Origin of the sequence: Mycobacterium sp. E2699 (genome assembly GCF_001666745.1) — a bacterium.
Lineage (GTDB): Bacteria > Actinomycetota > Actinomycetes > Mycobacteriales > Mycobacteriaceae > Mycobacterium.
The window spans coordinates 86,609-109,943 of record NZ_LZJH01000063.1 but is presented as its reverse complement, the minus strand read 5'-3'; the positions used below and the strand labels follow the sequence as shown (position 1 = coordinate 109,943).

19 protein-coding genes and 1 tRNA gene are annotated in these 23,335 nt (G+C 67.6%); 6 read left to right on the top strand and 14 right to left on the bottom strand.

Translation table 11 applies throughout. From position 1 onward, the window contains the following. Positions 1 to 73 precede the first annotated feature (73 nt). Positions 74 to 1,099, bottom strand: coding sequence for an NAD(P)H-dependent glycerol-3-phosphate dehydrogenase (locus A5696_RS10265; RefSeq protein WP_067877342.1), 1,026 nt, complete (start codon positions 1,097 to 1,099; stop codon positions 74 to 76). Positions 1,100 to 1,243: 144 nt separating this feature from the next. Here A5696_RS10265 and A5696_RS10260 point away from each other — a divergent pair, with 144 nt between their 5' ends. Continuing rightward, positions 1,244 to 2,719: a trypsin-like peptidase domain-containing protein gene (locus A5696_RS10260; RefSeq protein WP_067877416.1), complete on the top strand. Its 1,476-nt coding sequence runs from the start codon at positions 1,244 to 1,246 to the stop codon at positions 2,717 to 2,719. 4 nt (positions 2,720 to 2,723) lie between these two features. On the opposite strand, the gene A5696_RS10255 is transcribed toward A5696_RS10260, so the two are convergent. Next, the gene (locus tag A5696_RS10255) at positions 2,724 to 4,211 is read right to left on the bottom strand and encodes an NAD(P)/FAD-dependent oxidoreductase (protein ID WP_067877339.1); all 1,488 of its coding nucleotides are present in this window, start codon (positions 4,209 to 4,211) and stop codon (positions 2,724 to 2,726) included. Between the two features lie 100 nt (positions 4,212 to 4,311). Further along, positions 4,312 to 4,803 carry a YajQ family cyclic di-GMP-binding protein gene (locus tag A5696_RS10250; protein WP_067877335.1) on the bottom strand — a complete coding sequence of 164 codons (492 nt, stop codon included), beginning with the start codon at positions 4,801 to 4,803 and terminating at the stop codon, positions 4,312 to 4,314. Between the two features lie 70 nt (positions 4,804 to 4,873). Between A5696_RS10250 and A5696_RS10245 the strand changes: the two genes are divergently transcribed. The 3 genes from A5696_RS10245 to A5696_RS10235 all read left to right on the top strand — a co-directional run bounded on the left by A5696_RS10245 (position 4,874) and on the right by A5696_RS10235 (position 5,847). Next, positions 4,874 to 4,959: transfer RNA gene (locus A5696_RS10245), tRNA-Tyr, on the top strand. A gap of 141 nt (positions 4,960 to 5,100) precedes the next feature. Continuing rightward, positions 5,101 to 5,367 (top strand): hypothetical protein, encoded by a 267-nt coding sequence (locus A5696_RS10240; protein ID WP_156738324.1) that lies wholly within the window; start codon positions 5,101 to 5,103, stop codon positions 5,365 to 5,367. A gap of 132 nt (positions 5,368 to 5,499) precedes the next feature. Continuing rightward, positions 5,500 to 5,847, top strand: a complete 348-nt coding sequence (locus A5696_RS10235) for a DUF732 domain-containing protein (protein ID WP_067877329.1) — start codon at positions 5,500 to 5,502, stop codon at positions 5,845 to 5,847. 22 nt (positions 5,848 to 5,869) lie between these two features. On the opposite strand, the gene A5696_RS10230 is transcribed toward A5696_RS10235, so the two are convergent. The 8 genes from A5696_RS10230 to A5696_RS10195 all read right to left on the bottom strand — a co-directional run bounded on the left by A5696_RS10230 (position 5,870) and on the right by A5696_RS10195 (position 17,495). Beyond that, complete coding sequence (locus tag A5696_RS10230; protein ID WP_067877327.1) at positions 5,870 to 8,962, bottom strand: NAD(P)-binding protein; 3,093 nt, start codon at positions 8,960 to 8,962, stop codon at positions 5,870 to 5,872. Next, entirely contained in the window at positions 8,959 to 9,363 is a 405-nt protein-coding gene (locus tag A5696_RS10225; RefSeq protein ID WP_067877324.1) for an SCP2 sterol-binding domain-containing protein, read from the bottom strand. The genes A5696_RS10230 and A5696_RS10225 overlap by 4 nt, the downstream gene beginning before the upstream one ends. After that, a complete protein-coding gene (locus A5696_RS10220) occupies positions 9,356 to 10,378 on the bottom strand; it encodes a hypothetical protein (protein WP_067877320.1) in 1,023 nt (340 codons plus the stop codon). Before A5696_RS10220 ends, A5696_RS10225 begins: the two co-directional genes overlap by 8 nt. Then, on the bottom strand, positions 10,375 to 10,644 hold the full coding sequence (locus A5696_RS10215) for a hypothetical protein (RefSeq protein WP_067877318.1): 270 nt from the start codon (positions 10,642 to 10,644) through the stop codon (positions 10,375 to 10,377). The genes A5696_RS10220 and A5696_RS10215 overlap by 4 nt, the downstream gene beginning before the upstream one ends. After that, positions 10,641 to 11,099 carry a hypothetical protein gene (locus A5696_RS10210; protein ID WP_067877315.1) on the bottom strand — a complete coding sequence of 153 codons (459 nt, stop codon included), beginning with the start codon at positions 11,097 to 11,099 and terminating at the stop codon, positions 10,641 to 10,643. The genes A5696_RS10215 and A5696_RS10210 overlap by 4 nt, the downstream gene beginning before the upstream one ends. Beyond that, the gene (locus tag A5696_RS10205) at positions 11,096 to 12,280 is read right to left on the bottom strand and encodes a polyprenyl synthetase family protein (protein ID WP_067877311.1); all 1,185 of its coding nucleotides are present in this window, start codon (positions 12,278 to 12,280) and stop codon (positions 11,096 to 11,098) included. Before A5696_RS10205 ends, A5696_RS10210 begins: the two co-directional genes overlap by 4 nt. Before the next feature lie 15 nt (positions 12,281 to 12,295). Then, positions 12,296 to 13,087 carry a hypothetical protein gene (locus A5696_RS10200; protein ID WP_067877308.1) on the bottom strand — a complete coding sequence of 264 codons (792 nt, stop codon included), beginning with the start codon at positions 13,085 to 13,087 and terminating at the stop codon, positions 12,296 to 12,298. 94 nt (positions 13,088 to 13,181) lie between these two features. Then, entirely contained in the window at positions 13,182 to 17,495 is a 4,314-nt protein-coding gene (locus A5696_RS10195) for an AAA family ATPase (RefSeq protein ID WP_231964281.1), read from the bottom strand. Between the two features lie 269 nt (positions 17,496 to 17,764). Between A5696_RS10195 and A5696_RS10190 the strand changes: the two genes are divergently transcribed. Beyond that, on the top strand, positions 17,765 to 19,057 hold the full coding sequence (locus tag A5696_RS10190; RefSeq protein ID WP_067877303.1) for an NRAMP family divalent metal transporter: 1,293 nt from the start codon (positions 17,765 to 17,767) through the stop codon (positions 19,055 to 19,057). On the opposite strand, the gene A5696_RS10185 is transcribed toward A5696_RS10190, so the two are convergent. Together A5696_RS10185 and A5696_RS10180 are read right to left on the bottom strand one after the other, a co-directional pair. Further along, complete coding sequence (locus tag A5696_RS10185) at positions 19,054 to 20,067, bottom strand: cation diffusion facilitator family transporter (protein ID WP_067877301.1); 1,014 nt, start codon at positions 20,065 to 20,067, stop codon at positions 19,054 to 19,056. The genes A5696_RS10190 and A5696_RS10185 overlap by 4 nt on opposite strands. A 267-nt stretch (positions 20,068 to 20,334) precedes the next feature. After that, complete coding sequence (locus A5696_RS10180) at positions 20,335 to 20,979, bottom strand: DUF5134 domain-containing protein (RefSeq protein WP_067877298.1); 645 nt, start codon at positions 20,977 to 20,979, stop codon at positions 20,335 to 20,337. 629 nt (positions 20,980 to 21,608) lie between these two features. On the opposite strand from A5696_RS10180, the gene A5696_RS10175 reads away from it, so the two are divergent. Further along, complete coding sequence (locus A5696_RS10175; RefSeq protein ID WP_067877413.1) at positions 21,609 to 21,875, top strand: SHOCT domain-containing protein; 267 nt, start codon at positions 21,609 to 21,611, stop codon at positions 21,873 to 21,875. Positions 21,876 to 21,922: 47 nt separating this feature from the next. Here the strand turns inward: A5696_RS10175 and A5696_RS10170 are convergent, their stop codons facing one another. Next, positions 21,923 to 23,242, bottom strand: a complete 1,320-nt coding sequence (locus A5696_RS10170) for a hypothetical protein (RefSeq protein WP_067877295.1) — start codon at positions 23,240 to 23,242, stop codon at positions 21,923 to 21,925. Positions 23,243 to 23,335: the final 93 nt, after the last annotated feature.

The following is a 23,335-nucleotide window of genomic DNA, read 5'->3' as shown; positions in this document are numbered from 1 at the left end:
GCGCCGGTCAAGGAGGCGGGCTTGGCCCATATCGAATGCAAATATTTTCTTTACGAGTTGTTTGGTTGACGGCTCAGAAGCCCGAGCCGTGCACCTCGTGCCCGGGAACCTCGACCATCAGGCCGCGGTAGGCCTGCTCGACGGTCGAGCCGTGGTTGATCACCGCGTCCACCTCGCGCGCAATCGGCATGTTCAGGCCGAACTCGTTGGCGAACTCCATGATCACGCTCGCCGCCTTGACGCCCTCGGCGACCTGGTTCATCGAGGCGATGATCTCGTCGATCGGCTTGCCGGCGCCCAGCTGTTCGCCGACGTGGCGGTTGCGGCTGCGCTGGCTGGTGCAGGTCACGATCAGGTCACCGAGGCCGGCCAGCCCCGGGAAGGTGTCGGGGTCACCGCCCATCGCCACGCCGAGCTTCGTCATCTCCCGCAACGCGCGCGCGATCACCAGCGCGCGCGTGTTTTCCCCGATGCCCAGCGAGTAGCCCATCCCGACCGAGATGGCGTAGACGTTCTTCAGCGCGCCGGCCATCTCGACGCCGACGACGTCGTCGGTGGTGTACACGCGGAAGCGCCGGGTGCGGAACAATCCTGACAGCCGGGTCGCCAGGTGCTGGTCGGGCATGGCCAGCACCGCCGCGGCGGCGTAGCCCTCGCCCACCTCGCGCGCGATGTTCGGGCCGGCCAGGATGCCCGCCGGGTGACCCGGCAGCACCTCCTCGATGATCTGCGACATCCGCATGTTGGTGCCTTGCTCGAGCCCTTTGACCAGCGACACCACCGGAACCCACGGCCGCAGCTCCCTGGCCAGCTCGGTCAGCACGCCGCGGAAGCCGTGCGAGGGCACCCCCATCACGACGACGTCGGCGCAGTTGGCGGCCTCCGCGAAGTCGGTGGTGGCGCGCAGGGTGTCGCTCAGGATCACCTCGTCGCCGAGATAGCGGCTGTTGCGGTGATCCTCGTTGATCTCCTTGGCGGTGTCCTCGGAACGCACCCACTGCAACGTCGGCCCGCGGCGCGCGCAGATGGAGGCCACGGTGGTTCCCCAGGAACCCCCACCGAGGACAACGACGTTGGGTTCGCGCTTGTCAGCTGCCATGGCGATCAGCGTATTGCCGACATCCGAGATTTAGAAGGAGTTCACCTCGAAACCAACGGCCCGGGGGCAGGGGACTTCCGCCCCTACCTACGCAGCCCGATGTGCCGGATCGTCAAGGTGCAGTTCCGCCACGAGGGAGGTTTCATGCCCGGACGCGCTCGCCGAGGCCGTGTATTGGCGTCGCTGGCCGCGGCCGCTCTCGCGGTTTCGCTGGGTGCCCCGGGCATCGCCGCCGCCGACGGCGGTCGCCCACACGTCAACCCGGAGGAACGGGCGGCGGCGATGATACGGCCGGCCGTGATGTATTTGGCCGGTCAGAGTTACGGCGCGGTCCGGCTGCCCGACGGCCAGCTCCTGTCCCAGTTCGGCCCGGGCACGACGATGCCGTTCATCGCGACCTGGGCCTGCACCGCCTTCGTCATCAATCCCGACGGCTGGGTGGCGACGGCCGGTCACTGCGTGGATCCCGACAGCGCCAAGTTGCTGATCCTCAAACGAGCCGCCAGGGAATACATCACGCAGTTTCCCGGCACGCCCGAAGCGCGCGACCCGGCCGCGGCGCTGGAGTGGCTGCAGAAGAACGCGAAGGTCGAAGGCGACACCCCAGACAAGGGCCCCGAAGTCGGTCTCGCGCTGACGTACGGCACCGGCACCAAGGTCGCCGGGAAGGCCGCGGCCAACGTCGTGGATTTCCGGCCGCTCGGCAAGGGCGACGTCGCGCTCCTCAAGGTGGACAAGCACAACCTGCCGTCGTCGGAGCTGGGCACCGACGCCGACGTCAGCATCGGCACATCGGTTCTCGCGGTGGGCTTCTCGCAGAGCACCGAGAACGTCACCGGCCCAACGCTGGACCCGACGAACAAGAGCGGCAAGGTCAGCAAGAAGTCGACGATGGGGTCGGCCGCCGAGTATGAGATCGACGCCGCGGTATCCGAGGGCATGAGCGGTGGCCCGACCGTCGAGCTCAACGGCAAGGTGATCGGCGTGAACAGCTTCGCCCCCGTCGGCGAACCGCAACCCTTCAACTTCGTCGCACCGGCCGACGGCCTGGCCGCGATATTGGCGAGCAAGGGTGTCAAGGCTACGCTGGGACCCGCCGACGTGTACTACCGCAAGGGGCTCAAGCACTACTACGCGGGCCAATACACCGAAGCGATCGGCGATTTCGACCAGACCCTGTCGATGTCACCGGATTACCCCGGCCTGGTCGAGCTCAGGACGAGCGCCGCCAACCTGCGGCAACAGCACGGCGATTTCTCGCCGCTCAGCGGGGCAAACCTGGTGTGGTACATCGCCGGTGGCGTCGCGCTGGTGCTCGCCGTCGGCGCGGCCTTCACGTTCCTGGTCATGCGGAAGCGTCGCCGCCCCGACACGTCGGCGAAAGCTCCTGCGTTGCAGCTGGTTTCGGGGAAACCCGGTGGCGGCGCGAAACGGGCTCCCGCGCGAGCGGGGATCAAACTGGGTGCCGCCCGCCTCATCGGCGTGGCGCCTGCACACGAGCCGGCGGAACCCCATTTCTGTTCGGGCTGCGGGGCCGAGCACCATCCCGCCGAGAAGTTCTGCCCGAATTGCGGCAACGAGATCCTCGGTGACGAATCCGCTCAGGGAGTCAACCGCTGACGTCTCAACCGGCCAGCGGTGCGCGGTCGGCCACGCGGCCGAACACCATCGCCTCCTCGATGCGGTCGAACCGGTAGTCGATGGCGTCGGCGAGGTAGTTCTGCCGCACGTTCCACGGGCGCCTGGTTCCCGACTTGGGCAGCGCGTGCACCGACCGCTTCACGTAGTTGGCCTGGATGTCCCAGGACGGCTTGACGTCCATCGGCTCGTCGCCCAGATGCGGGTAGGCGTGCGTGTAGCCGTGGGCGGCCATGTGCGCCAGGAGCTTTGCCGTCGCCCGCGCGGTGATGTCCGCGCGCAGCGTCCAGGACGCGTTCGTGTAGCCCACGCACCAGAACAGGTTGGGCACGTCCTCGAGCATGTGCGCCTTGTAGACGAAGCGGTCACGGTGATCGATCGTGACGCCGTCCAGGCTGATGGTGGCCCCGCCCAGCGCCTGCAGTTGCAGGCCGGTCGCGGTGACGATGACGTCGGCGTCGAGGTGCCTGCCGGACCGCAGCGCGATGCCGGTGGCGTCGAAGCCCTCGATGGTGTCGGTGACCACCTCGGCGCGACCGCCGCGGACGGCGTTGTAGAGGTCGGCGTCGGGGATCAGGCACATCCGCTGGTCCCACGGGTTGTACCGCGGCTTGAAGTGGATGTCGACGTCGTAGCCGGCGGGCAGCTTCTTGATCGCCTTGCGCCGCAGCAGCCACTTCACCAGGCCCGGCGCCTTGCGCGACAAAGCGAAGAACACCGCCTCCGTCAGCGCGCTGTACATCCGGACCACCAGGTGAGCGGGCTTGCGGGGCAACAACTTACGAGCCACGGCGGCGACCTTGCCGTACTTGGACGCCGAGATCAGGTATGTCGGCGAGCGTTGCAGCATGGTCACCTTTGCGGCGCGTTCCGACAGTGACGGGATGAGCGTGACGGCGGTGGCGCCGCTGCCGATCACGACGATCCTCTTGCCGGTGTAGTCCAGCTCCTCGGGCCAGTGCTGGGGATGCACGACGGTGCCCTGGAACCGCTCGATGCCGGGGAAGTCGGGGGTATAGCCCTCGTCGTAGTTGTAGTAGCCGCTGCCGAAGAACAGGAACCGGCCGCGGTACTGCTTCTCGGTGCCGTTCTCCTCGACGGTGACCGTCCAGGTGTCGGTGGACGAATCCCAATCCGCCGACCGCACATGGCTGTTGAACCGGATGTGGCGGTCGATGCCGTACTTGCGCGCGGTGGCGGTCAGGTACTCGCGAATGTGGACGCCGTCGGCCACGCCTTCCTTGCGGGTCCACGGCTCGAACGGAAACGACAGCGTGAAGATGCTGCTGTCGGAGCGAACACCGGGGTAGCGGAACAGGTCCCACGTGCCGCCGATCTGCGCGCGCCGCTCCAGGATGGTGTACGTCAGGCCGGGGTTGCGTTCGGCGATCCGGTAGGCCGCGTCGATGCCGGAGATGCCCGCGCCGACGATGATGACGTCGTGGCGGCCGTCCCGTTGCGGAGTCAGCGTCATCGAAGAACCTCGCTTACCTGTGTCCTGTTCGCGAGCGTAACTTCACCCCGAAAATCGGCGGTCAATTTCGCGGTGAGGTTACGCTCGCGGCTGCCATGAGCTACCGGTAGTTGACGAACTGCAGCGCCACGTCCAGGTCGGCCTGCTTGAGCATCGCGATGACCGCCTGCAGGTCGTCGCGGCTCTTGCTGGTGACGCGGACCTCGTCGCCCTGGATCTGCGTCTTGACGTTCTTGGGTCCCTCGTCGCGGATCAGCTTGGTGATCTTCTTGGCGTTCTCGCTGCTGATGCCCTGCTTGAGGGTGCCGGTGACCTTGTAGGTCTTGCCGGAGGGCTGCGGCTCGCCGGCATCGAAGGCCTTCATCGAGATGTCGCGGCGGATCAGCTTCTCCTTGAAGACGTCGACGGCTGCCTTGACGCGCTCCTCCGTCGACGAGGTCAGCTCGATGGCCTCGTCGCCCTTCCACGCGATCTTGGTGTCGGTGCCGCGAAAGTCGAAACGCGTGGCCAGCTCCTTGGCGGCCTGGTTGAGCGCGTTGTCGACCTCCTGCCGGTCCACCTTGCTGACGATGTCGAACGATGAGTCAGCCATCCGATTCCGTCCTTCCTCGGGGTGCTAGCCGTTTGTGCCTTGTCTACCCGTTCGTTGTAACCTGTCTGGCGGCAGGTTGCCCGAGCGGCCAATGGGAGCGGACTGTAAATCCGTCGGCTTACGCCTACACAGGTTCGAATCCTGTACCTGCCACCAAGCTCTGAGGCCTTTCGTTCGCTGCTCCGCCCAGTGAAATGGGTCACCATCGCCCCAGGTCGGGCAGCTCTCCCGCCGCGGCGGCGTTATAGCCGACATCGATCCCTACTGCCCCGGGAGGCAGACATGCGGCATATCACGATGAGCGGTAATCATGGCACCCACGACACGGAAGCCATCGCGTTCTGGGTGTTGGCCGGCATCATCATGGTGATCGCTTTCGGCGAAGCCCTGGCGGTGTTGGGCGTCGTCGTGGCGATCTTGGCCGCCATCGCGTGGATCTACCGCGAGGTCGAGCGCCGTGTCGTGCGGAGCCACGCGGTTGTGGCCCCGGTGACCCATCTCCGCCCGGCGCTGACCGGTCAACACAACCCGAAAACGACTTCGGTGGGCCCGCGCGCCGCATAACGGTCCGAAAAGCGCAAAATTCCTACTATTCAGCTTTGCATAAGCTGGTTTTTCCCTGGCATTCTCTATTCTTCTTAGGCCCGGTTCGGACCGACGGCGTCATCAGCGCCAAGAAGAAAGGAAGCGCATCAAATGCCCTCACCTCGTTGGCTGGCCAAGTTGGCCATTCCCGTCATGGTCGGCGCTGCCTTGATTTCGAGCGCTGCGACTGCCACCGCCGATCCGGCCGATGACGCTTACCTCGCGCAACTGCGGGCCGCCGGCTTCAACTGGCCGCCGGACCACGACGACGGCCTCACCGCGACGGGGCGCCTCATCTGCGACGACATCATGTGGGGCTGGACATATGAACAGATCGCCCAGAACATCCACGCCACCCTGGACCCGAGAAACGTTACGTTCGGAGACGTCCATAAGATGGTGAGCCTCGCGCATTCGACCTATTGCCCCAACTTCCAGTGCTGGGGCACCCACTGCTGAGCGCGGCGTTTCAGCGCGTTCCCTAAATCGAAGGCTTTTCCGCGACGGTCGAGTAAAGCGATTGCGGCGCCGTTGGTGGCGCGGCGATGGGCTCGACGCGAGCGTTAAGGCCTTCGAATGCGGACCCCGCTGGAGGTTCGGTGGGTGGACCCCACGTGTGGAACCGGGCGCCGCCTATCGGGACGTTGAACTGGTAACCCGAGTCGTCCCCGGGCGCATTCTGCACCTGCGGCTCATCGACTCCATGGCCCGAGGAGTCGAGGGGTACCCACGATGGGACGCGGGGACCCGACATTTGGGTCCCCGTCTCGCTGGTGGGCGCGACGTTCAGCAGGGGCGGCCAATTCGGTGTGGCTTGCTGATGGACGACCCCCTCCGCGGTGCTGGCGCCCCCACTGGATCCGCCGGATCCGCTGGATCCGCCGGACGCGGTGGGCGCGCCTTGCCAGGCCCCGGGGCCGCCGGTGCCGCCCCCGCCGGCGGGCGGGTTGACCGTGGCGTTGGCGGACTCCGCGGCGCCGGCGGGTTGCGCCGGCGCCGCCTGGGGAGATCCGGGTACCGCGCCGGTCATCTGCTCGAGGTACTGTCGCCACGCCTGAAGGTAGGCGAACAGCTGCTGGGTGTAGTCGCCGGGCGCGGGCGGCGCCGGAGCGGTCGACGGCATCGCCGGCATGGCCGGAATGGTTGGCATTGCCGGCATGAACGGCGCCGTCGGCGGGTACGGTCCGCCCTGCGGCGGGTTGGGCATCATGAACGGGGCGGGAGGGTATGGAAACCCGGCCGGCATGGTCGTCCACTGCTCGAGAAGTTGTCGCCATCCCTGGAGATAGGCGAGCAACTGCTGGTTGTAATCCATTGCGGGCATGAACATTTGCTGACCTCCAGCCGGTAGGGAGACAGGGGACGGGGGGACGCCGAAGTCCAACGGGTGCGGCAACGACCGCTCGCAGAATCTCGAATCCAGGATGCGCAGCGCGCGGGTGTCGGCCGGCTCGCGGTTTTCGAGGTCGAAGATGTAGCAGTAATCACCCGCCGGTGTCGGCAACCGAATCGGGCTCGACAGGCCCTGGTCGAGGAAGTCGAAAGGGAACTCCCATGCGAGCGTGGTTTTCGCGCGCCGATCGACACCGCCGGACGCGACCCAAACGTAGTGGTCGAGAATCGCGTTGACCGCGTGGCGCCCCGACTCGCACGCGGCCTCCATCGACGTCATCCGGGTGAACGTCTTGTTCCACGTACCGGCGAACACGACCGAATTGTTGTGCACCTGGTAGCCGCCGTGGCGGGCCTGCCACACGTTCCGCTGCTCGAGGTCTGCCAGCCACCAGTCCTCGGGTGGCATGGTGGTCCAGGATGTTCCGTGCGGATTCCAGGGGTCGCTGCTGGGCCGGTTGACCCAATCCCCGACGATGGGAACGAGGTACGGCGTCTCGTTGCGTACGATGCGGCCGTGGCCCTGGCCGGCTCCGGAGGCCATCTTCAGGCCACGATCGAGCGCGTACCACACGGGCCACGGCATCACCTCGTCCGCCACGGATTCGATGTTGTTGGTGAGCGCGGAAACGATTTGACGCCAGACCTCCGCGGCGATTTCGTCGGGGGTGCAGTCGCGGGCCGCCTTGCCGCGTCCACGCTCGTCGACCAGGTGGCTGGAGGGGGAGTTGAAATCCCCGATGTCGACCGACAACACCGAGACGTGGCCGTCGCGGTCGAGAATCGGTTGCCTCTCCCACAATCCGTGTTGGTTGATCGACGACAGCGCCCATTCGGTCCCGCCGTACAACATGTGCCCGCGGAGCAACTGGAACTCGGTGTCGAAGTAGTACTGGATGCCGCACAGCGTTTGGAACCGATCCCACGGCACCCGGCCGAGCTCGTCCATCAGGTAGGGGTTTCGCCGCTGCCGGGGCCGGGTCGCGCCCGGTTGCAGGGGCCCGTCGGGCGGGGGAGCGATGGTGGTGAAACCGTCCAGCTTGGCCACGGTGCCACCGGTGCCCGCCGCGCGCAGCGCAGAGGCGAGGTGTTCGGCGGCCGGGGCGTCGACGCTGACGACCGTGTAGTCCGGCGCGACGCGCGTACCGTCGGCGAAGGTGATCTGCACCCGGGGACGCAGATGGGGCGGCTGGCGGGGGTCCAACGCGGGGGGATCGAGGCGAGTCGCCACAGCGCGCACGAAGCGGACGCCGAGCGCGACGAGGTGGCGGTACCAGTGGTCGAACCACGCCTCGGTGGTGGGGCCGTTGAGCACCCCGTCGGCCTTGGTGTCGCGGCGATCCATATTGAGGTACAGCTGCAGATAGGTGTCGATGTTGGTGCGCGCGTCGCCCCAGCGCGAGTCGAAAGCGGCCAGGACCCTTGGCATCTTGCGCAACAGAGCGTCGAAGCGTTCCGTATAAGGGTACTGGGGGGTGAACCCCGTCTGGCTGTCGTGTCCGATGAAGAAGTCGTGCGCCGAGATGTTCTGCAGTTCCTGTGCGCGGCGCAACGGACTCGTGACCAGATAGCGGAGCAGCCGACTCGTAAACGTTGCGACATCGGCGGGGGTGAATCCCAAAGTGCCGAGCTGCCGGACGATCCCGAGAAACTCGGCGGGACTGCGGGGGAGTTCGCGAGGAAACACCAGGGACGGCTTGCCGTCAACCGTCATGCCCTGGGTGACCACCCGCCGGACATTGTCGTAGACGGTCCGGGAAGTCGGTGTCCAGCCGCCCGTCCCATTGGGTTGGTAGACGGGGATGCGCTGGAACGTGTCCCAAATATGCAGATAGTACGCGGGAAAGAACCGGAAGCCGTGTTCACCGGCGACCGCTCGCCCCGGGATACACGGCTGACCCCGTCGGCCCGGGAACGGGCGCAGCTCGGCTTGGCTGCCGCCGAATGCGCCCACGGTCGAGTACTGCGAGGCGGCGAGGCCGCCGAGCTTGACGGGCGGGTAGGTCCCGGCCGGCTCCTGCCCCAGCCCGTTGCGCTCGTCCTCGCGGGTCTCGTACACCGTGACGAGGAAGCCGCGCTCCGCGAGCTCCTGCGCGGCTGTCAGGCCGGCGATGCCGGCCCCGAGGACCGCCGCCGTGGGGCGTCGTTCGCACGACGCCGGCGTCGTGATGCACTCGGTCATGGTTTCCCCGCCCGCAGTTCGGATAGCAGTCTGGGGTGTGAGGACGCCCGGACCGCGGCGTGGACGTACGCCATCAGCGAGTCATGAGCACGCTGGACGTCGTCGAGCGAACCTCGCACTCTGATCCTGCCCGCCTCCACGGCCTCGTTCAGCCCTACCGCGGCGTCGACCAGGTCCAGGATGGCGCCTCGGGAGGCGCCGATCCGGACGCCGGCCTCCTGCGCCGCGCCGTCAGCCACCCGAAGCCTGCCGCCACCGCGCAGCGAAAAGACCTCGCCGTCGACGTCGAGCTCGACCACCATCGGGCCGAGCCGGGTAACCAGCAATCGATAACTGTCGGGCACCTCTTCTTCCAGGTGCTCGACCGAGCGCCGCAACAGCGACGAAACCCGCTCAGCCATAGAGGAACTCGAATACACCGGTGCCGACGAAGTCGACATCCTGTCCGCCGATCGTCCCGCTCGCCCGGGCGTTACCGCCCGTCTCGCAGAGCACGGTCGACCGGTCGAGGCGGAGCTCGCTGGGCTGCGCCAGGCGCGCATAGGATTGCGAACGGAACTCGGCGTGCACCCGGTCGCCCGCCCGCGTCGCGGTGATCTCGATCCGTTCGGGTACGCCCGGCACCTCGCCGTCCAGCAGCAGGCGCATCGGGGGCGGCAACGTGCAGTCCGCCGCGCGGTCCAGCAGGCCGTGCGAGCGCGTTTGCACGGCGGCGTGCCGGAATATCGCCGCGGGCTCGTCGTGGTGCCACACGTAGAGGGCTTGGGACAGGCAGCGCAGCCGGCTGCGGTCGGTCATCTGCAGGAAAACCATCGACCACGGATCACCTTGCACCGCAGGGAGAATGGTGCCCCACGTCCACCCGAAATCGTCGCCCCACCAGAAGCGGCCCCAGTTGTGGTCGTGATAGGCCAGGTCGCCATCGATGCGGTGTTCGCGGTCTGAAATCCGTAGCCACCCCTCGGCGCGCAGCCTCGGCACGAAGAGCCAGCACATCCGACCGTCTCCCACCGGTTGGTTGTTGACGACGAAGGGTTTACTCGCGGAGGCGAAGTGCAGTTCAGCGCGAATCCCGTTGTCGGGCAGGTCGATCGACACGCGGTAACCGTCGGGCAGCACGGCCATCCGGTTACCGCCGATGGTCAGTTCACCCAGATCGGCCGCGACACCGAAACTGCAGCCGTCGAACCGCTCGATGGCGCCGGTCCACTTGTCGTCATGTGCGATCACGATGACGCGTGGCACCAGTCGGACCTGGCCGGCGCCGAACACTTCGTTGGTGAGGCTGAAGTTGATCAAGAGCCGGAAGTCTCGCCCGTGGATGACGAAGTGATGCCATTCCTTGAAACCCTGCGGGCGGGCAGTGGCGAGCACCGGCGCGCGCAGGAAGTCGCTGCCCGCGAGCACCGCGCTCATCGGAGCCACCGTGCAGGCGTCGGGGCGGGCGGTGTCGGGTCCCGTTGCGCCCCGGCCGGATTGGCGAGCCGTTCAATAGCCTTGCCCAGGCTCGCGAGCCCGAGCAGCACGTACTCGAAGTCCCCCGCGGCGCGGTCCGGGCCGGACCGGCGGTCGCCGTCGGCGGCCAACGCGCGAACCACCCGGGCCACTCCGGCGAGGCCGACGAGGTAGTCGATGAAGCTGCTTTGGTCGGCGAGCGCTTCGCGGGGATCCGTCAGCGTCATGCGAACCCCTCGGGCCGCAGGCGGGCCAAGACGGAATCGTCGAGCCCACGCCCGATGACCGCGTCGGCCAACAGATCCGCCCACGCGTCGGGGGCGGCGTTCGGTGCGGCGGGGCCGTCGAGCACGTTGAGGCTGACCGTTTCCCAGACCCGTCGCAGATTCTCCACCGCCTCGGAGGCGACCAACGCGTCGCGCAGCCGCGCCCCCTCGGGTGTGTTCGCGTAGCGGCGGCCCTCGGCGACGAGCAGGTCGTGCAGCCCCCGGGCGGCCGCCGGATTACCCAGGACCGCGCGGCGCGCGCCGAGAAGCAGGTCGAAAACCGTCCGCTCGGAACTGCAGGCGTCGTCCGGTGGAGCCGGGAGCAACCGTGGCGTCTCGCGCTGGATCAGATCGAGGGTGAGCCCGCGGATCCGCTCGAGCTCCGCCAGCATGCCGGCCAGGACTTCGGGGTTCACCGGGTGCGCCCGTGTACGTAGTCCACCAGGTCGGCGAGCACGTCGCGGTGGCGGCTGCGTGGCAACCAGTCAAGGCGGGCAAGCGCGGTGGCCGCCTCCCGCGCGTGCCGGGCGGCGACGTCGCGGGCGTGCCGCAGCGAACCGACGCGCTGCATCAATTCGTAGAGCCAGCGAATCTCGTTGAGGCTCTTGGGCTCCGGTGGATAAGATCCTGCTATCCGTGCCTCGATCTGGACCCTGCCGACTTTGGAGAGTTCGCCGCCGGCGGTGAGTCGATCCAGCAGCTCCGACAGCCCGAACTCTCGGTCGACGCCGGGGCGGCGCTTGGCGAGAATCTGTACAGCCCGTTCTTGTTCTTCCGGTTCGGCGCACCGCAGGGTGTGCAGCAGCATGAGGGTCCGCTTGCCCTCCCACAGGTCGCCGCCGATCTCCTTGCCGTACTCCTCGGGGTCCGCGCGCAAGTTCAGCAGGTCATCGGTGATCTGGAAGGCCGCTCCGAGATGGCGGCCGAGGGACTCCAACGCGGCCATTCGCTCCGGTCCCGCGCCCGCCGCGATCGCGCCGGCCTGCAGCGGGGTGATGAACGAGTACCAGCTGGTCTTGAGTTCCACCATATTGAGGTAGTCGGCGTCATCGAGGCGCCAGGCGTTGGACCGGACCCAGTCGAGCTCGATGGCCTGGCCGTCGACGGTCAGGCGGGTCATCTTGGCGACGGCACGCAGGATGCGCAGCGCGGGTCCGAGCCCGACGCGTTCGACGTTGTCAAGCAGCGGTTGCAGCGAAAGCGACAGCATGGCGTCGCCGACATTGACGGCGATCGGGACGCCGTGGTCCACGTGTAGCGTGGGTTTGCCCCGCCGCCACCAGGATTCGTCCTCGATGTCGTCGTGGATGAGAAACGCGTTGTGGTAGAGCTCCAGCGTGGCCGCGGTCGGCAGTATCGCCTCGAGGTGCCCGCCGAGCCCGAGGCAGGTCGCGATGCTCAGTGCCGGCCGCAGCGCCTTCCCGCCGCGCATCGGGTAGTCGAGGATCATCTCGTGCAGCCCGCTCGAGCCGCCCTGACCGGGACCGTAGAGCCGCTTGATCTCGCCGACGCAGGCGTCCCTGCATAAGGCGAGATATTCCTCGAGCGGGTTCGGCTGCGCTCCGACTGAGCGCGCGTCGGGCAGGGTCGACGTCATTGCGGTCTACGTCATTTACTGATTGCGGATGACGACGTATCCGTTTACATCTTTAATCCGGAGCGCGTAGCCGATGCGGACGTTGAATTGGATCGAGTTGGCGGTCGCCGGTACTTCGCCGACGATCTCTAGGCTCGGTGGAATGCTGACGGCGAGGTCCAAGGCCTCTTCACCCGGTGACGCCTCCGCCGCGCCCGCGGGCGCGATCCGCCGGCGCCGGCCGAGCAGATATGCGACGATGGCTTTCTTGTTGGGCACGGGGTTCTCGAGCTGATCTACGCGTTGTAGGCAGTTGATGTTGGCCGGAGCCAATAGCACATCGGTGGCGGGGATCGCGGCGGTCGTCAATGCGGTCAGTTGCTTGAGGCCCGGGGTGTTTGTGATGAGGCACGACGGCGCCCGGTATCCGCCTTGCTCAACCAGCACTCGGGCATCGAGGAGCCCATTGAGGATGTCGCCAGTGGCCCCCGGTGAATTGATTTGCGCCGGGGGTGCCCCCCCTGTACTAAGCGCTATGAACACCGCTTTGTCGACCGTCGCGGCGAGTGTGACCGTGTTGGCGATCACGCTTGCGAGCAACACATCGGGCGTCGGCGCGATCACCTCGGCGAGAGTCACGTTGAAAGAGACCGGTGTCGTTGCGAGCGTCAGGATGGCTGGTGTCGCCACGTTGTCGTTGGGCACCTGCGTTTTGCTGGGGTCGCGGGTGTCCCAGTGGGGGATGGCCTGCCAGGCGACGCTGCACTGCTCGAAGGTCTCTTTGACGGTCTGGTTGGCGAGGGCCAACCGCTCAGCGCTCAGGTACATGGATGTGACCCTCCTGACAGTCGCTCAAATCATGGCAGACGAGATCGGGAATCGCGTAGCACTTTTCCGCAGTTTTCTGAATTCGAGTAGTGCATTACTTGTTCAGCAGCGCTATTTCCTGACCCGGGGTCATCTCGCCGCGAGCCACCGCGTCGCAGTGCGCCAAATGCAGCGTTGCCACCGGGTCGTCGGGCAACAACTCGCGGCACCGTTCGAACGCGGCGCGTGCCGCGTCGACATCGCCGGCGTCGAACAGCGCGAACGCCTCGTCGAAGGCGGGCTGCGCCGCGCGCTTCGCGGCGCGAAGGTGAGCCGAATCCTCGTCGTACACTTCGTAAATCGTCACCGGCCGGCGTCGGTTGACCACCATGACGCGCTCCATCCGGCGGATGTCGAACTGCTCCGATTGAGCGAGGCGCTTATGCGTGCGGTCGGAGATGAGCAGGGCGGAGCCGTAGCGCTTGTTGGTGCTTTCGATGCGGGCGGCGAGGTTCACCGCATCGCCGATGATGGTGAGCACCATGCGGTTCACCCCGCCGACGAGCCCGACCCCCACAGCGCCGGTGTTGATGCCGATTCCCGCCCGCAGTTCCTCGGAGCCGAGCACCTTGCGCTCCCGGTTGTGCTCGCGCAACGAGCGCAGCATGCCCAACCCCGCCCGCACCGCGTCGGCCTCGGAGTCGAAAACGGCGACGATCTCGTCCCCTCGCACATCCTGGATCATGCCGTTGTAACTGATGATCGGGAGCTCGACGGCGCGCAGAAAGCCCATCGCCAAGTTGCTGGCCTCGGCGACGTCCATGTCCTCGAGCATGGTTGTGTAGCCGCGGATGTCGCTGATGAGCACGGTCATCTCGCGCTCGACCCGGTAGCCTGCTCGGACGCGGCGAAGGTCGTCGATGTCGAGGATGCGCAACAGCTCGTTGGGCACGAATCTCGATTGGACGTCCATCAGGGACTGCCGGTGCTCGTCGGCGGCCCGCAGTCGCTCCTCGAGCTGGAAGTTCCACAGGGGAGCGGCCGCCTGGTCACACAGGAACGCCACCGCCTCCTCGTGGTCGCGGCCGAAGCTGCCGTCCGGCTGATCCCGCTCGGCGTAAATCACGCCGATTGTCCTGTCGTGCAACCTGATTGGAGCCGCCAGGATCGGCGGGCCCGCGGCCTTGCGGTCGGGCGCGGCGATGACGGGCGAGCCACCATCGATCACGCGGCGCACGATATCCCGGTTGTAGGCGACCTCGGTCCATGGCCCGTCCACGATCGAGATCTTGCCGTGATCCTGGAGGGCCCGGACGGCCAGATTGTCTACGTCGCCGGTGAGGAACAGGACGCGACCCGCGCCGGTCGTGTCGGCGACCGAGCCCAAGATGATGTTGGCCAAGGCGTCGGCGGTCCGCGCGCCCGACAGTGCGTGCAGAAGCTGATGCGCGCCGACCGGGTCGATCCCGGCGGAACCCCCCTGAACGAGATCGCGTCGGAGTAGCCAGGGGTGCTCGCGCGCGAGCCAGTCCGTACGCACCGCGAAGCCCAGGGTCAGCCAGCGCTGGTACGCCGACCGCAGCATGTGTTGTTGAAGGGTTGTCCGTCCGGTGCCGGCGTAGAGGGCGGCGGCCTCCTCGTGGGCACAGCCACTGATCACTGGGAGCTGGTTTTCCTCGGCGAGCCGGATCGCTTGGTGCAGGTGGCGTTCGGCCGTGGCGTGTTGGCCCCGCGCTCGCGCCCACGCTCCCTGGATCAGTGCGTGCGATGCCGCGTAGTTCTCCGGTGCGCCCACGGCCCACTGGCGATGCAACCTGAGTGCCTCGCGCACGAAGCGGGCGGTCGAGCGATCGCGAGGCGCGTGATGCAGCGCGCTCAGCGCACCGATCAGGTAGATGAGTTGAACGATGACGGTGCCGGTCATACCGCCGACGTGCTCGACCGCGTCGGGCGTCGCGGCGACCGCTCCGGCGTAATCACCGCACCAGAAGTGCAGGCCCTGTTTCCGCGCCGCTGCGGCGCCCAGGGCCACCTCGTCGCTCTCTCGCCGGGCCGCCGGCAGCACCTCCCGCTCGTCGAAACCGCTCTCGCCGGCGACGAGCAAGGGGTCGGCGCAGCGGCCCATCAGGTTGAGGCAATACTGATGCGTACCTTGGCACAGGCCGGCGGGCACGGGCTGGGAACGGATGTGCGGGACGAAGGTGCTCGCGAGTGCGTCGATTTCCGCCAGGGGGCGGCCGGCCCAGACCGACTGGGAGAGCAGGACGGCGACCAGGAATCCGGCGTACTCCTGATCGCCTTGGTCGAGGGCCTCCTCGACGGCGTCGCGCAGTTGGCTCAGGCCGTCGCGGACCGGTTGTTGCCAGTGGCGAACGAAGTTCAGATACATGAACAGCGTCTCCGGCCGGGCCTCGCGGAACTCCGCCCGTTCCGTCAGTAGCAGGCCGGCCTCGCCGAAACGCTGGCCGCCCGCGCGATCACCCATGATCACCAGCAGCAGCCCGCAACTGGCGAGGACCGTCGGCGAGCTGGGCGTATGCCCATGGGCCAAGGTCAGGTTGACTTGCTTGCGCACGATCAAGGGGAGCAGGTTGGGCCGGACGATGTACGCCATGCTGCGCAACTCGGCGAGGATCCGTTGGATCTCGATGACTCGCCGGTCGTCGCAAAGCGGCAGCCGAAGCAGCCGCTCGTTGCTCCAGCGGCGCATCGTGAGGTTCATCCGGACTATCGCATTGCCCATGCGGGGCTTGCCCGCGTCGGCCGGCAGCGGCTCGCCGAACTCGTCGAGCGCCCGCAGTCCGATCTCGAGCGCCTCCTGCAGACGGTTCTGTGCGACCCGCCCCTTGAGGCGGAGGTACGCCAGCCGCGTGCGGTCGGCCGGCTCGGGCAGCACCTGCTCCGCCTCGTCGAGCAGCGAATGCAGCGCCGCCACGTCGCCGACCAGCAGCGCGGCCTCCGCGGCGTCGAGCTCCAGCTCGCGGCTCAGCGCGAAGTGCGTGTCCCAACGCTGCCGACCGAGGAGTTCCAGCGCATTGCGGCAGTATTCGAGCGCCAACGGGAACGAGGCCTGCGCCCTCGCCTTACGTGCGGCCCGCCGCAGCACCTCGACGAACCGGACGCGCTCGGCGTCGTCGGCGACCCCACCTCCGCCGGCACCGACGTGCCGCGCGGCGTCGAACAACCGGTCGTCCCCCTGGTCGACCAGCCACCGGCCGATCCGCAGGTGGGTCTCGCGTTTGGCGTCGTCGGTCAGGCCGACCCGCGCCGCCTCGGTCACCCGGTCGTGGCTGAAGCGGTAACGCGCGTCGCGGCTGATCGCGTTGGCGATCCTCCTGCCATCGCAGTCGACGGCCTCGAGCAGTCGAAGCTCGAGACACGCCCAGAGCGCCTGGGCCACCACGTCGGGTGGCCGCGCGGCCGCCGCGGTGGCGTCGGCCAGGTCGAACTCGCCGGCGAAGCACGACAGCGAACTGAGCACCGCCCGATCGTCCGGGCGCAGCTGGGCGAGATAGCGGCCGAGGAACTCGGCGGACGTGGCCGTGACCTCGATCGAGGTGAGGACGCGCAGGTCCCACGTGGGCCGTCCGCCGCTGCCGACCGGGGTCAGCGCGCCCTCGCGTTGCGCGCGGTAGAGCAGCTGACGTACCTGCAGCGGATTGCCGCCGGTCCGATGCTGGAATTCGGCGGCCACGTCGCCCAGCTCGACACCGCGCCCGGTCACGGTGGCGAGCAGCTCCTCGACGTCCTCGCGCGAGAGCGGGTCGAGCTCGATGCTGCGCGGGCTCGCGGCGCTGAAACCCGCTGAGCCCGGGTCGAATTCACCCGCCCGATGCGCACCGAGGACCAAGACGTTGCGGAGCGAGACCGTCAACACCTCCGACAGCAACAGCAGCGTGTCCCGATCGGCCCACTGCAGGTCGTCGATCGCGAGCACCACGGGCCGATACGACGCGGTATCGGACAGCAGCCGGATGGTGGCGCGGTGCAACCGCCGCCGCGCATCCGCCGCGTCGAGGTCGGCGACCGGCGGGATCTCGCCGAGCAACCGAGCCAGGTCGGGCACCAGCTCGCCGAGGACGCCGGCGATCGACGACATCCCGCCGGTGATGTCGGCGCGCCAACGGTCGCGTTCGGGCGGCCCGGTGGCCGCCATGGTGCGGACCAGCGAGCCGAGCGCGTCCCGGACCGCCGAGTACGGTGCGGGCGCGCCGTCGCGGCACCTCCCGTAAGCGAACACGCAATCGCGCCCGGACACCTCGTCGCCGAAGGCCTGGATGAGCGTCGACTTGCCGACTCCCGGCACCCCGCTGAGCAGGACGCATGCCCCGCCGGCGCGTCCCGCTTCGTCCACGGCGGCTCGGAGGTCGGTGAGTTCCTGGCGCCGGTCGACCACGCGGCCGTCGATGTCGAGGACTGGCGCTGTCACGGTGCGACGCAAACCGTGGCGGGCGCCGTCCGCCGGACCGCGCGGTCAGCGAATCGCAAGGTGAGGCTCATCGGCATCCTCGGTTCCCTTTGCTGGCGCTGTGGACTCATCGTAGTTACCAGGCCTCCCGCCGCAACACTCTTTGCTACTCGAATCGGCGTGTTGTCGCGGGGACCGGTTGGCCCCGAAAACCGGGGCCGGTGACAACGGCTTGTTAGGCGAGGCTTAGTTTGTTGTCCACTGCTGTCGCACGAAGGAGTTGGTCGAGGGTGACCGATACAACCACGCCGGTGGCGGATGCGTCGGGACAACCGTCGACGTCGGCGTCCCGACAGGGCCGCTGGCTGCGGTGGGGGCTGCTGACGGTATGGGGCCCCGGCCTGGTCGTCATGCTGGCCGACACCGACGCGGGTTCGCTGATCACCGCGTCCCAATCCGGCGCCCAGTGGGGCTACCGGATGGTGCTGCCGCAGCTGATCCTGATGCCGATCCTGTACGTCGTGCAGGAGATGACCGTGCGGCTGGGCATCGTCACCAAGAAGGGGCACGGCGCCCTGATCCGGGAACGCTTCGGCCGGGGCTGGGCGTGGATTTCGGCGTTCACGCTGTTCGCCTCCGCCATCGGTGCGCTGCTCACCGAGTTCGCCGGCGTCGCCGGGGTCGGGGAGTTGTTCGGCGTCTCGCGCTGGGTGAGCATCCCGATCGCGACGGCCGCGCTGCTGGCGTTGGCGCTGACCGGCAGCTACCGGCGCGTGGAACGCATCGGCTTGATCATCGGCTCGGCCGAACTGGCGTTCCTGGTCGCCATGGTGATGGCGCGGCCCGAGCCCAAAGCCCTTGCGGAGGGCCTGAAGTCGATGCCGCTGGGCAACTCGTCGTACCTGCTGCTGGTCGCGGCCAACGTCGGCGCGGTCATCATGCCCTGGATGGTCTTCTACCAACAGGGCGCGGTCGTCGACAAGCACCTGTCGGTGGCCACCATCCGCCAGGCCCGGCACGACACCGCCGCCGGCGCCGTGCTGACCCAGGTGATCATGATCTCGGTCGTCATCACCGTGGCCTCGACGATCGGGGCCCACGGCGGCGCGGGCGCGCTGAACACCGTCGGCGACATCGCCAATGCGCTCACGCCCTACCTGGGCCGCGTCGGCGGCACCGTCCTGTTCGGACTGGGCATGCTCGGCGCGGCGCTGGTGGCCGCCATCGTGTCGTCGCTGGCCGGGGCGTGGGGGCTTTCGGAGGTCTTCGGCTGGAAGCACACCCTCAACCAGCGGCCCAACCGCGCCACCGCCAAGTTCTACATCACCTACGCGCTCGCCCACCTCGTCGGCGCCGCGCTGGTCCTGGCCAGCGTCGACCTGGTCAACCTGGCCGTCGACGTCGAGGTGATGAACGCCTTGCTGCTGCCCATCGTGCTGGGCCTGTTGCTGGCGCTGGAAGCCCGCGCGCTCCCGGAGGAGTGGCGCATGCGCGGACCGCGCAAGTACGTCGCCTGGGCCCTGTGCCTGGTGGTGATGGGCTTCGGGCTCTACATGGTGCCGCAGGCCCTCGGCTTGACCTAAGCGGGGCGGCCCGGCGGCTCGGCGGTGTGCGCCGGGTAGGCGTGGACGAGCGCGCTGTCGAGCCTCGGCACGGCATGGGTGAGTTGGTGTTCGGCGTCGTGGGCGATGCGGTGCGCGTCTTCGAGGCTGGTGGCGGGATCGATGTCGAGCTCGGCGTCGGCGTGCAGGCGATGCCCGATCCAGCGCATCCGGACGCTGCGCACGCCGCGGACGCCCGGCCGGGCCACCAGAGTTGCCTCGGCGACGTCGACGAGTTCGGGATCCACCGCGTCCATCAGCCGGCGGAAGATGTCGCGCACGGCGGTGCGCAGCACCGCCAGGATCGCCACCGTGATGATCAGCCCGACGATCGGGTCGGCCAGCGGATAGCCGAGGGCGACGCCGATTGCTCCGAAAAGCACTGCCAGTGAGGTGAATCCGTCGGTGCGGGCGTGCAGGCCGTCGGCGACGAGGGCCGCCGAGCCGATCCGGCGGCCGATGCGAATCCGGTAGGCGGCGACGAGTTCGTTGCCGAGAAAACCGATCACGCCGGCGCCGGCGACCCAGCCGACGTGCTCGATGGTGACGGGGTGGATCAGCCGCACGACGGCTTCATAGCCGGCGATGATCGCCGACAACGCGATCATGGTGATGACGAACAGGCCGGCGACGTCTTCGGCCCGCCCGTAACCGTAGGTGTAGCGCCGGGTCGCCGGGCGGTTGCCCACCGCGAACGCGATCCATAGTGGTACCGCGGTCAGGGCGTCCGAGAAGTTGTGGATGGTGTCGGCGGCCAGCGCGATCGATCCGGAGACGACGGCGATGACGACCTGCATGGCCGCGGTCGCGCCCAGCCCGACCAGGCTGACCTTGACCGCCCGGATGCCGATGGCGCTGGATTCCAGTGCGCTGTCGACGCTCTCGGCGGCGTCGTGGCTGTGCGGGACCACAAGGTGCGTCAGGACGCCGCGAATCCCATGTGGATGTGCGTGCGCGTGACCGTGCTCGTGATGCCCGCGATCCGCGCTCATGCCGACGCTACTCGGTTATCTGCGTGCATACGCAGATAATAGGTTATTCGGCCGTCCCGCGCGAGCGCGTCAGATCGCCAATGCCGTCCCGGATTCCCTCGTCGATCAGGTCGGGGCCGGCAGGACTGATGCCCGGGAGGGGCCGGCAGGAACAGCTGAGGACACCGAATGCGTTCGGGTCGGCGCCGGCGGTTGCAGCCCATTCCACGGCAACAAGAGCCAGGGCGACGCCGAGCGCTGACTTCGCAGCCAGGTCCGCGGCGCGCGCTACAGCAGTCCGCCGAACATGACGGCCGTGCCGGCCGCGGAGCACACCTGATAGAGCGGTTCCAGGTGCGCCAGCTGCCCGGCTTGCGGCACCGCGTTGATTCGGCGCCTGGCGACGTAAGAGCAGGCGCCCCACAGGGCCACGACTGCGAACCCCAGTGCCGCGATCCGGTTCACGGTCGTGATCCACTCCGCTCCGGATGCCGTGGGAGACATCTCTTGTGCCGACATCGTTCCTGTTCCGGACGTATCCATGGCCACCGCGGCGGACGGCGCATGGCTCGGTGGGTGACCCAGTTGGCCCGGTAGCCTGCCCGCCATCACCGCGAACATCCATGCCATTCCTCCCATCATCACGGCGTAGTAGGCGTTGCTCAGGCGATCGCCGTTCACACTCGACATTCGCCAGGCCGCCAAGGCAAACCAGAAGCCCGCTGCCACGAAGAAACTCACCGCGCCGGCGGTTGGGAGGTTCATTCCGACATCCCAGGCCATCAAGATCATTGCTACCGACATCGCGAGGTGAAGCAGGTGATTGATGGTGTCGGCCGACCGGAGACGTTGAACGCCAAGGAGATACGCGTATGTCGCGATGCTGACGCTGAAGAGAATCGTGACGGCCCATCGCAGCGCGAGGTGGCTCATCGGGCCGGGTGACGCCGCGACGAGGCCGCGCGGTTCGTGGCTGCCGGACCGTGGCCGCTTTCTATCGGTTCGGCGCACACGGGTGCTGTGGGCCTGCGCCCGATCGGGCGCAGCGGGTGCGTCACGACTCCGCCTTCCGGTTCGTCCGACTGCTCATCCGAGCCGCCTTGCGCAAATGCCTTCAGAAGCTGGATATCTCGGGACCGCGCCAGGATCGGCGGATACCAATCATGGGTGGCTCAGTGGCGTTGTGCATCCATGAAATCAGCCAAGGCCTCGACGGGGGTCGAGGCCTTGGCTGAGAAGGTGATCAGTCGTTGCACGTGCAATCGGGATGACCGCACGCGCAGCCGGCAGCCTGGGTGCATCCGGAAGCGCCGCAGCCGCAGCCGGTGGACTTGCAATGGCAGATGTGAGTATCATTCATGAATGGAACCATACCCCCGTAGGGTACCAACGTCAAGCGTCTGGTGTCTGTGGATGCCGCGACTTCGCGGACGACCGCGACCCTGGAATCGAGGGTCGAAGGTCACCGACGGGCGTGCCGATCGGCCCCTGACGATGCGTCCCGTAACGGGTGAAACTAACAGCCAACGAAGATCTTTCGGATCCAATGGGAGGTGCACGCGATGATGTTCTGGTACGACCACAACATGGGTTGGTGGGGATGGGGGATGGGCATCGGCATGGTGCTGTTCTGGGTGCTGTTGATCGCCGGCATTGTTGGGCTCGTCGTGTATACGACGGGGGATCGCCGCGATCACCGAATTCCCCCGGCCACAACGCCGACGTTCACGCCGGAGCAGGTGCTCGCCGCACGGTTCGCGCGGGGCGAGATCGACGAGCAGGAATATCGGGACCGGTTGGCCGTACTGCGCGATCACGCGCGCCCTTAAGGTTCTGCGCGTCCGGTCACTCAACGGGATCCGCGGCGACCTCGAAGCTAGAACCAGGGTCCGGGAAAGTGGCCGTCCTGGTCTTGGACCATCACGATGTCCTTACAGTCGCCGTTCAACGCCGCGGCATTCTCGCCGCGGCACACCAGCGTCCAGCCGGATATCCGCGCGAACGGGCGAACGGCCCAGCTGGTCGAGATCGGGTCGGTGCCGGGCAGGGCGAGAACGGCAAACGTATTGCCGGCGTGGGTGATGTAGAGGTGGTTTTCGAAGAAGGCCAACTTCGCGATCGACATCTTCTGCGCGTCGTCCCGGGTCTTCAACAGATCCCAGTGCTGTGTCCGCAGGTTCCATACGCCGAACCCGAACTGCGAGTTGTCCGAGTTGCGGCCGTCGACGAACAGCTGCCCGTCCGACAACGTCGCGGCCAGGCCACCGCCCGAAACGCGTTCGCTATCGCCGACTTTGATGAGGGACTTGGCGTTCAGGTCATAAAACATCGTCGAGACCACCGGCGGGTTGGACGCATCCTGGTGCGTGATCTTCACCAATTTGTCGGGGCCGTCGGACAATTCGCCGTCGACCGTCGAGATGTCGTTGTCCTGATAGATCGGCTCGCCGCTCGGCCGGCGCAACTCCGCTCCCGACGTCTTCGCGGGGTCGGTGCTGCGCTGAAACGCCAGCACGTCCTGCCACACGCGGCCCGGCTGCGGGTCGTTCCACATCATCGAGAGGTCGCTGCCGGAGAGGACGACCGTCCGTGGCGGCGACGCGGCGCCGTGCCCGTCGGTGAAGGCGTTCACCCACGCCACGCCGGACGCCGTCGCGGCCAGACCCCAGTTGTTCGGTGTGGTCAGTTTCAGGTCGGGCGTCGGCGGTTGCAGGTCCTTGGTCACCAGCGGCTGGCTGGTCTTCAGGTCGAACGCGTACGCCGTGGTCTTGGTGGCGGTCGTCAGCACGTAGACGACCCTCATGTCGTCTCCCGTCCCCGCGAGCGCGCAGATGCCGCCCGTCGCGTTCTCGCCGGCGGGCAGCGTGGGGGCACCGGGCGCCACGTACTGTCCGGTCTTCGTGTCGAAGACCTTGGGCCGAATGTCCTCGATCACTGATTTGCTCTCGGAGAATTTCTCGGGACAACCGAAGAACGCCGTTCCGCCGTACGTTTTCCAGTCCTTCTCCAGGGGACCGGTCACCGAGGGCGGCGCGGGCGCCGACGAGGTGGTGGTCTTGGCGGTGGACATCGTGGTTGTCGGCGTGGCCGCCGGCGGGGCCACGGTCTCCGAACAGGAGCCACAGACGACGCAGACGGCCGCCGCGATCAGGGCGAACCCGCGCGCGGACACGCGTCGCCCCTTGAACGCACGCATCGACAAAACCCCCGTTAAGTTCGTGTAACCAACGAGCGTAAGGCGGGCGTGGACCGACCGCGACTTGGGTACGGCGGTCTTGGTCACACGTCC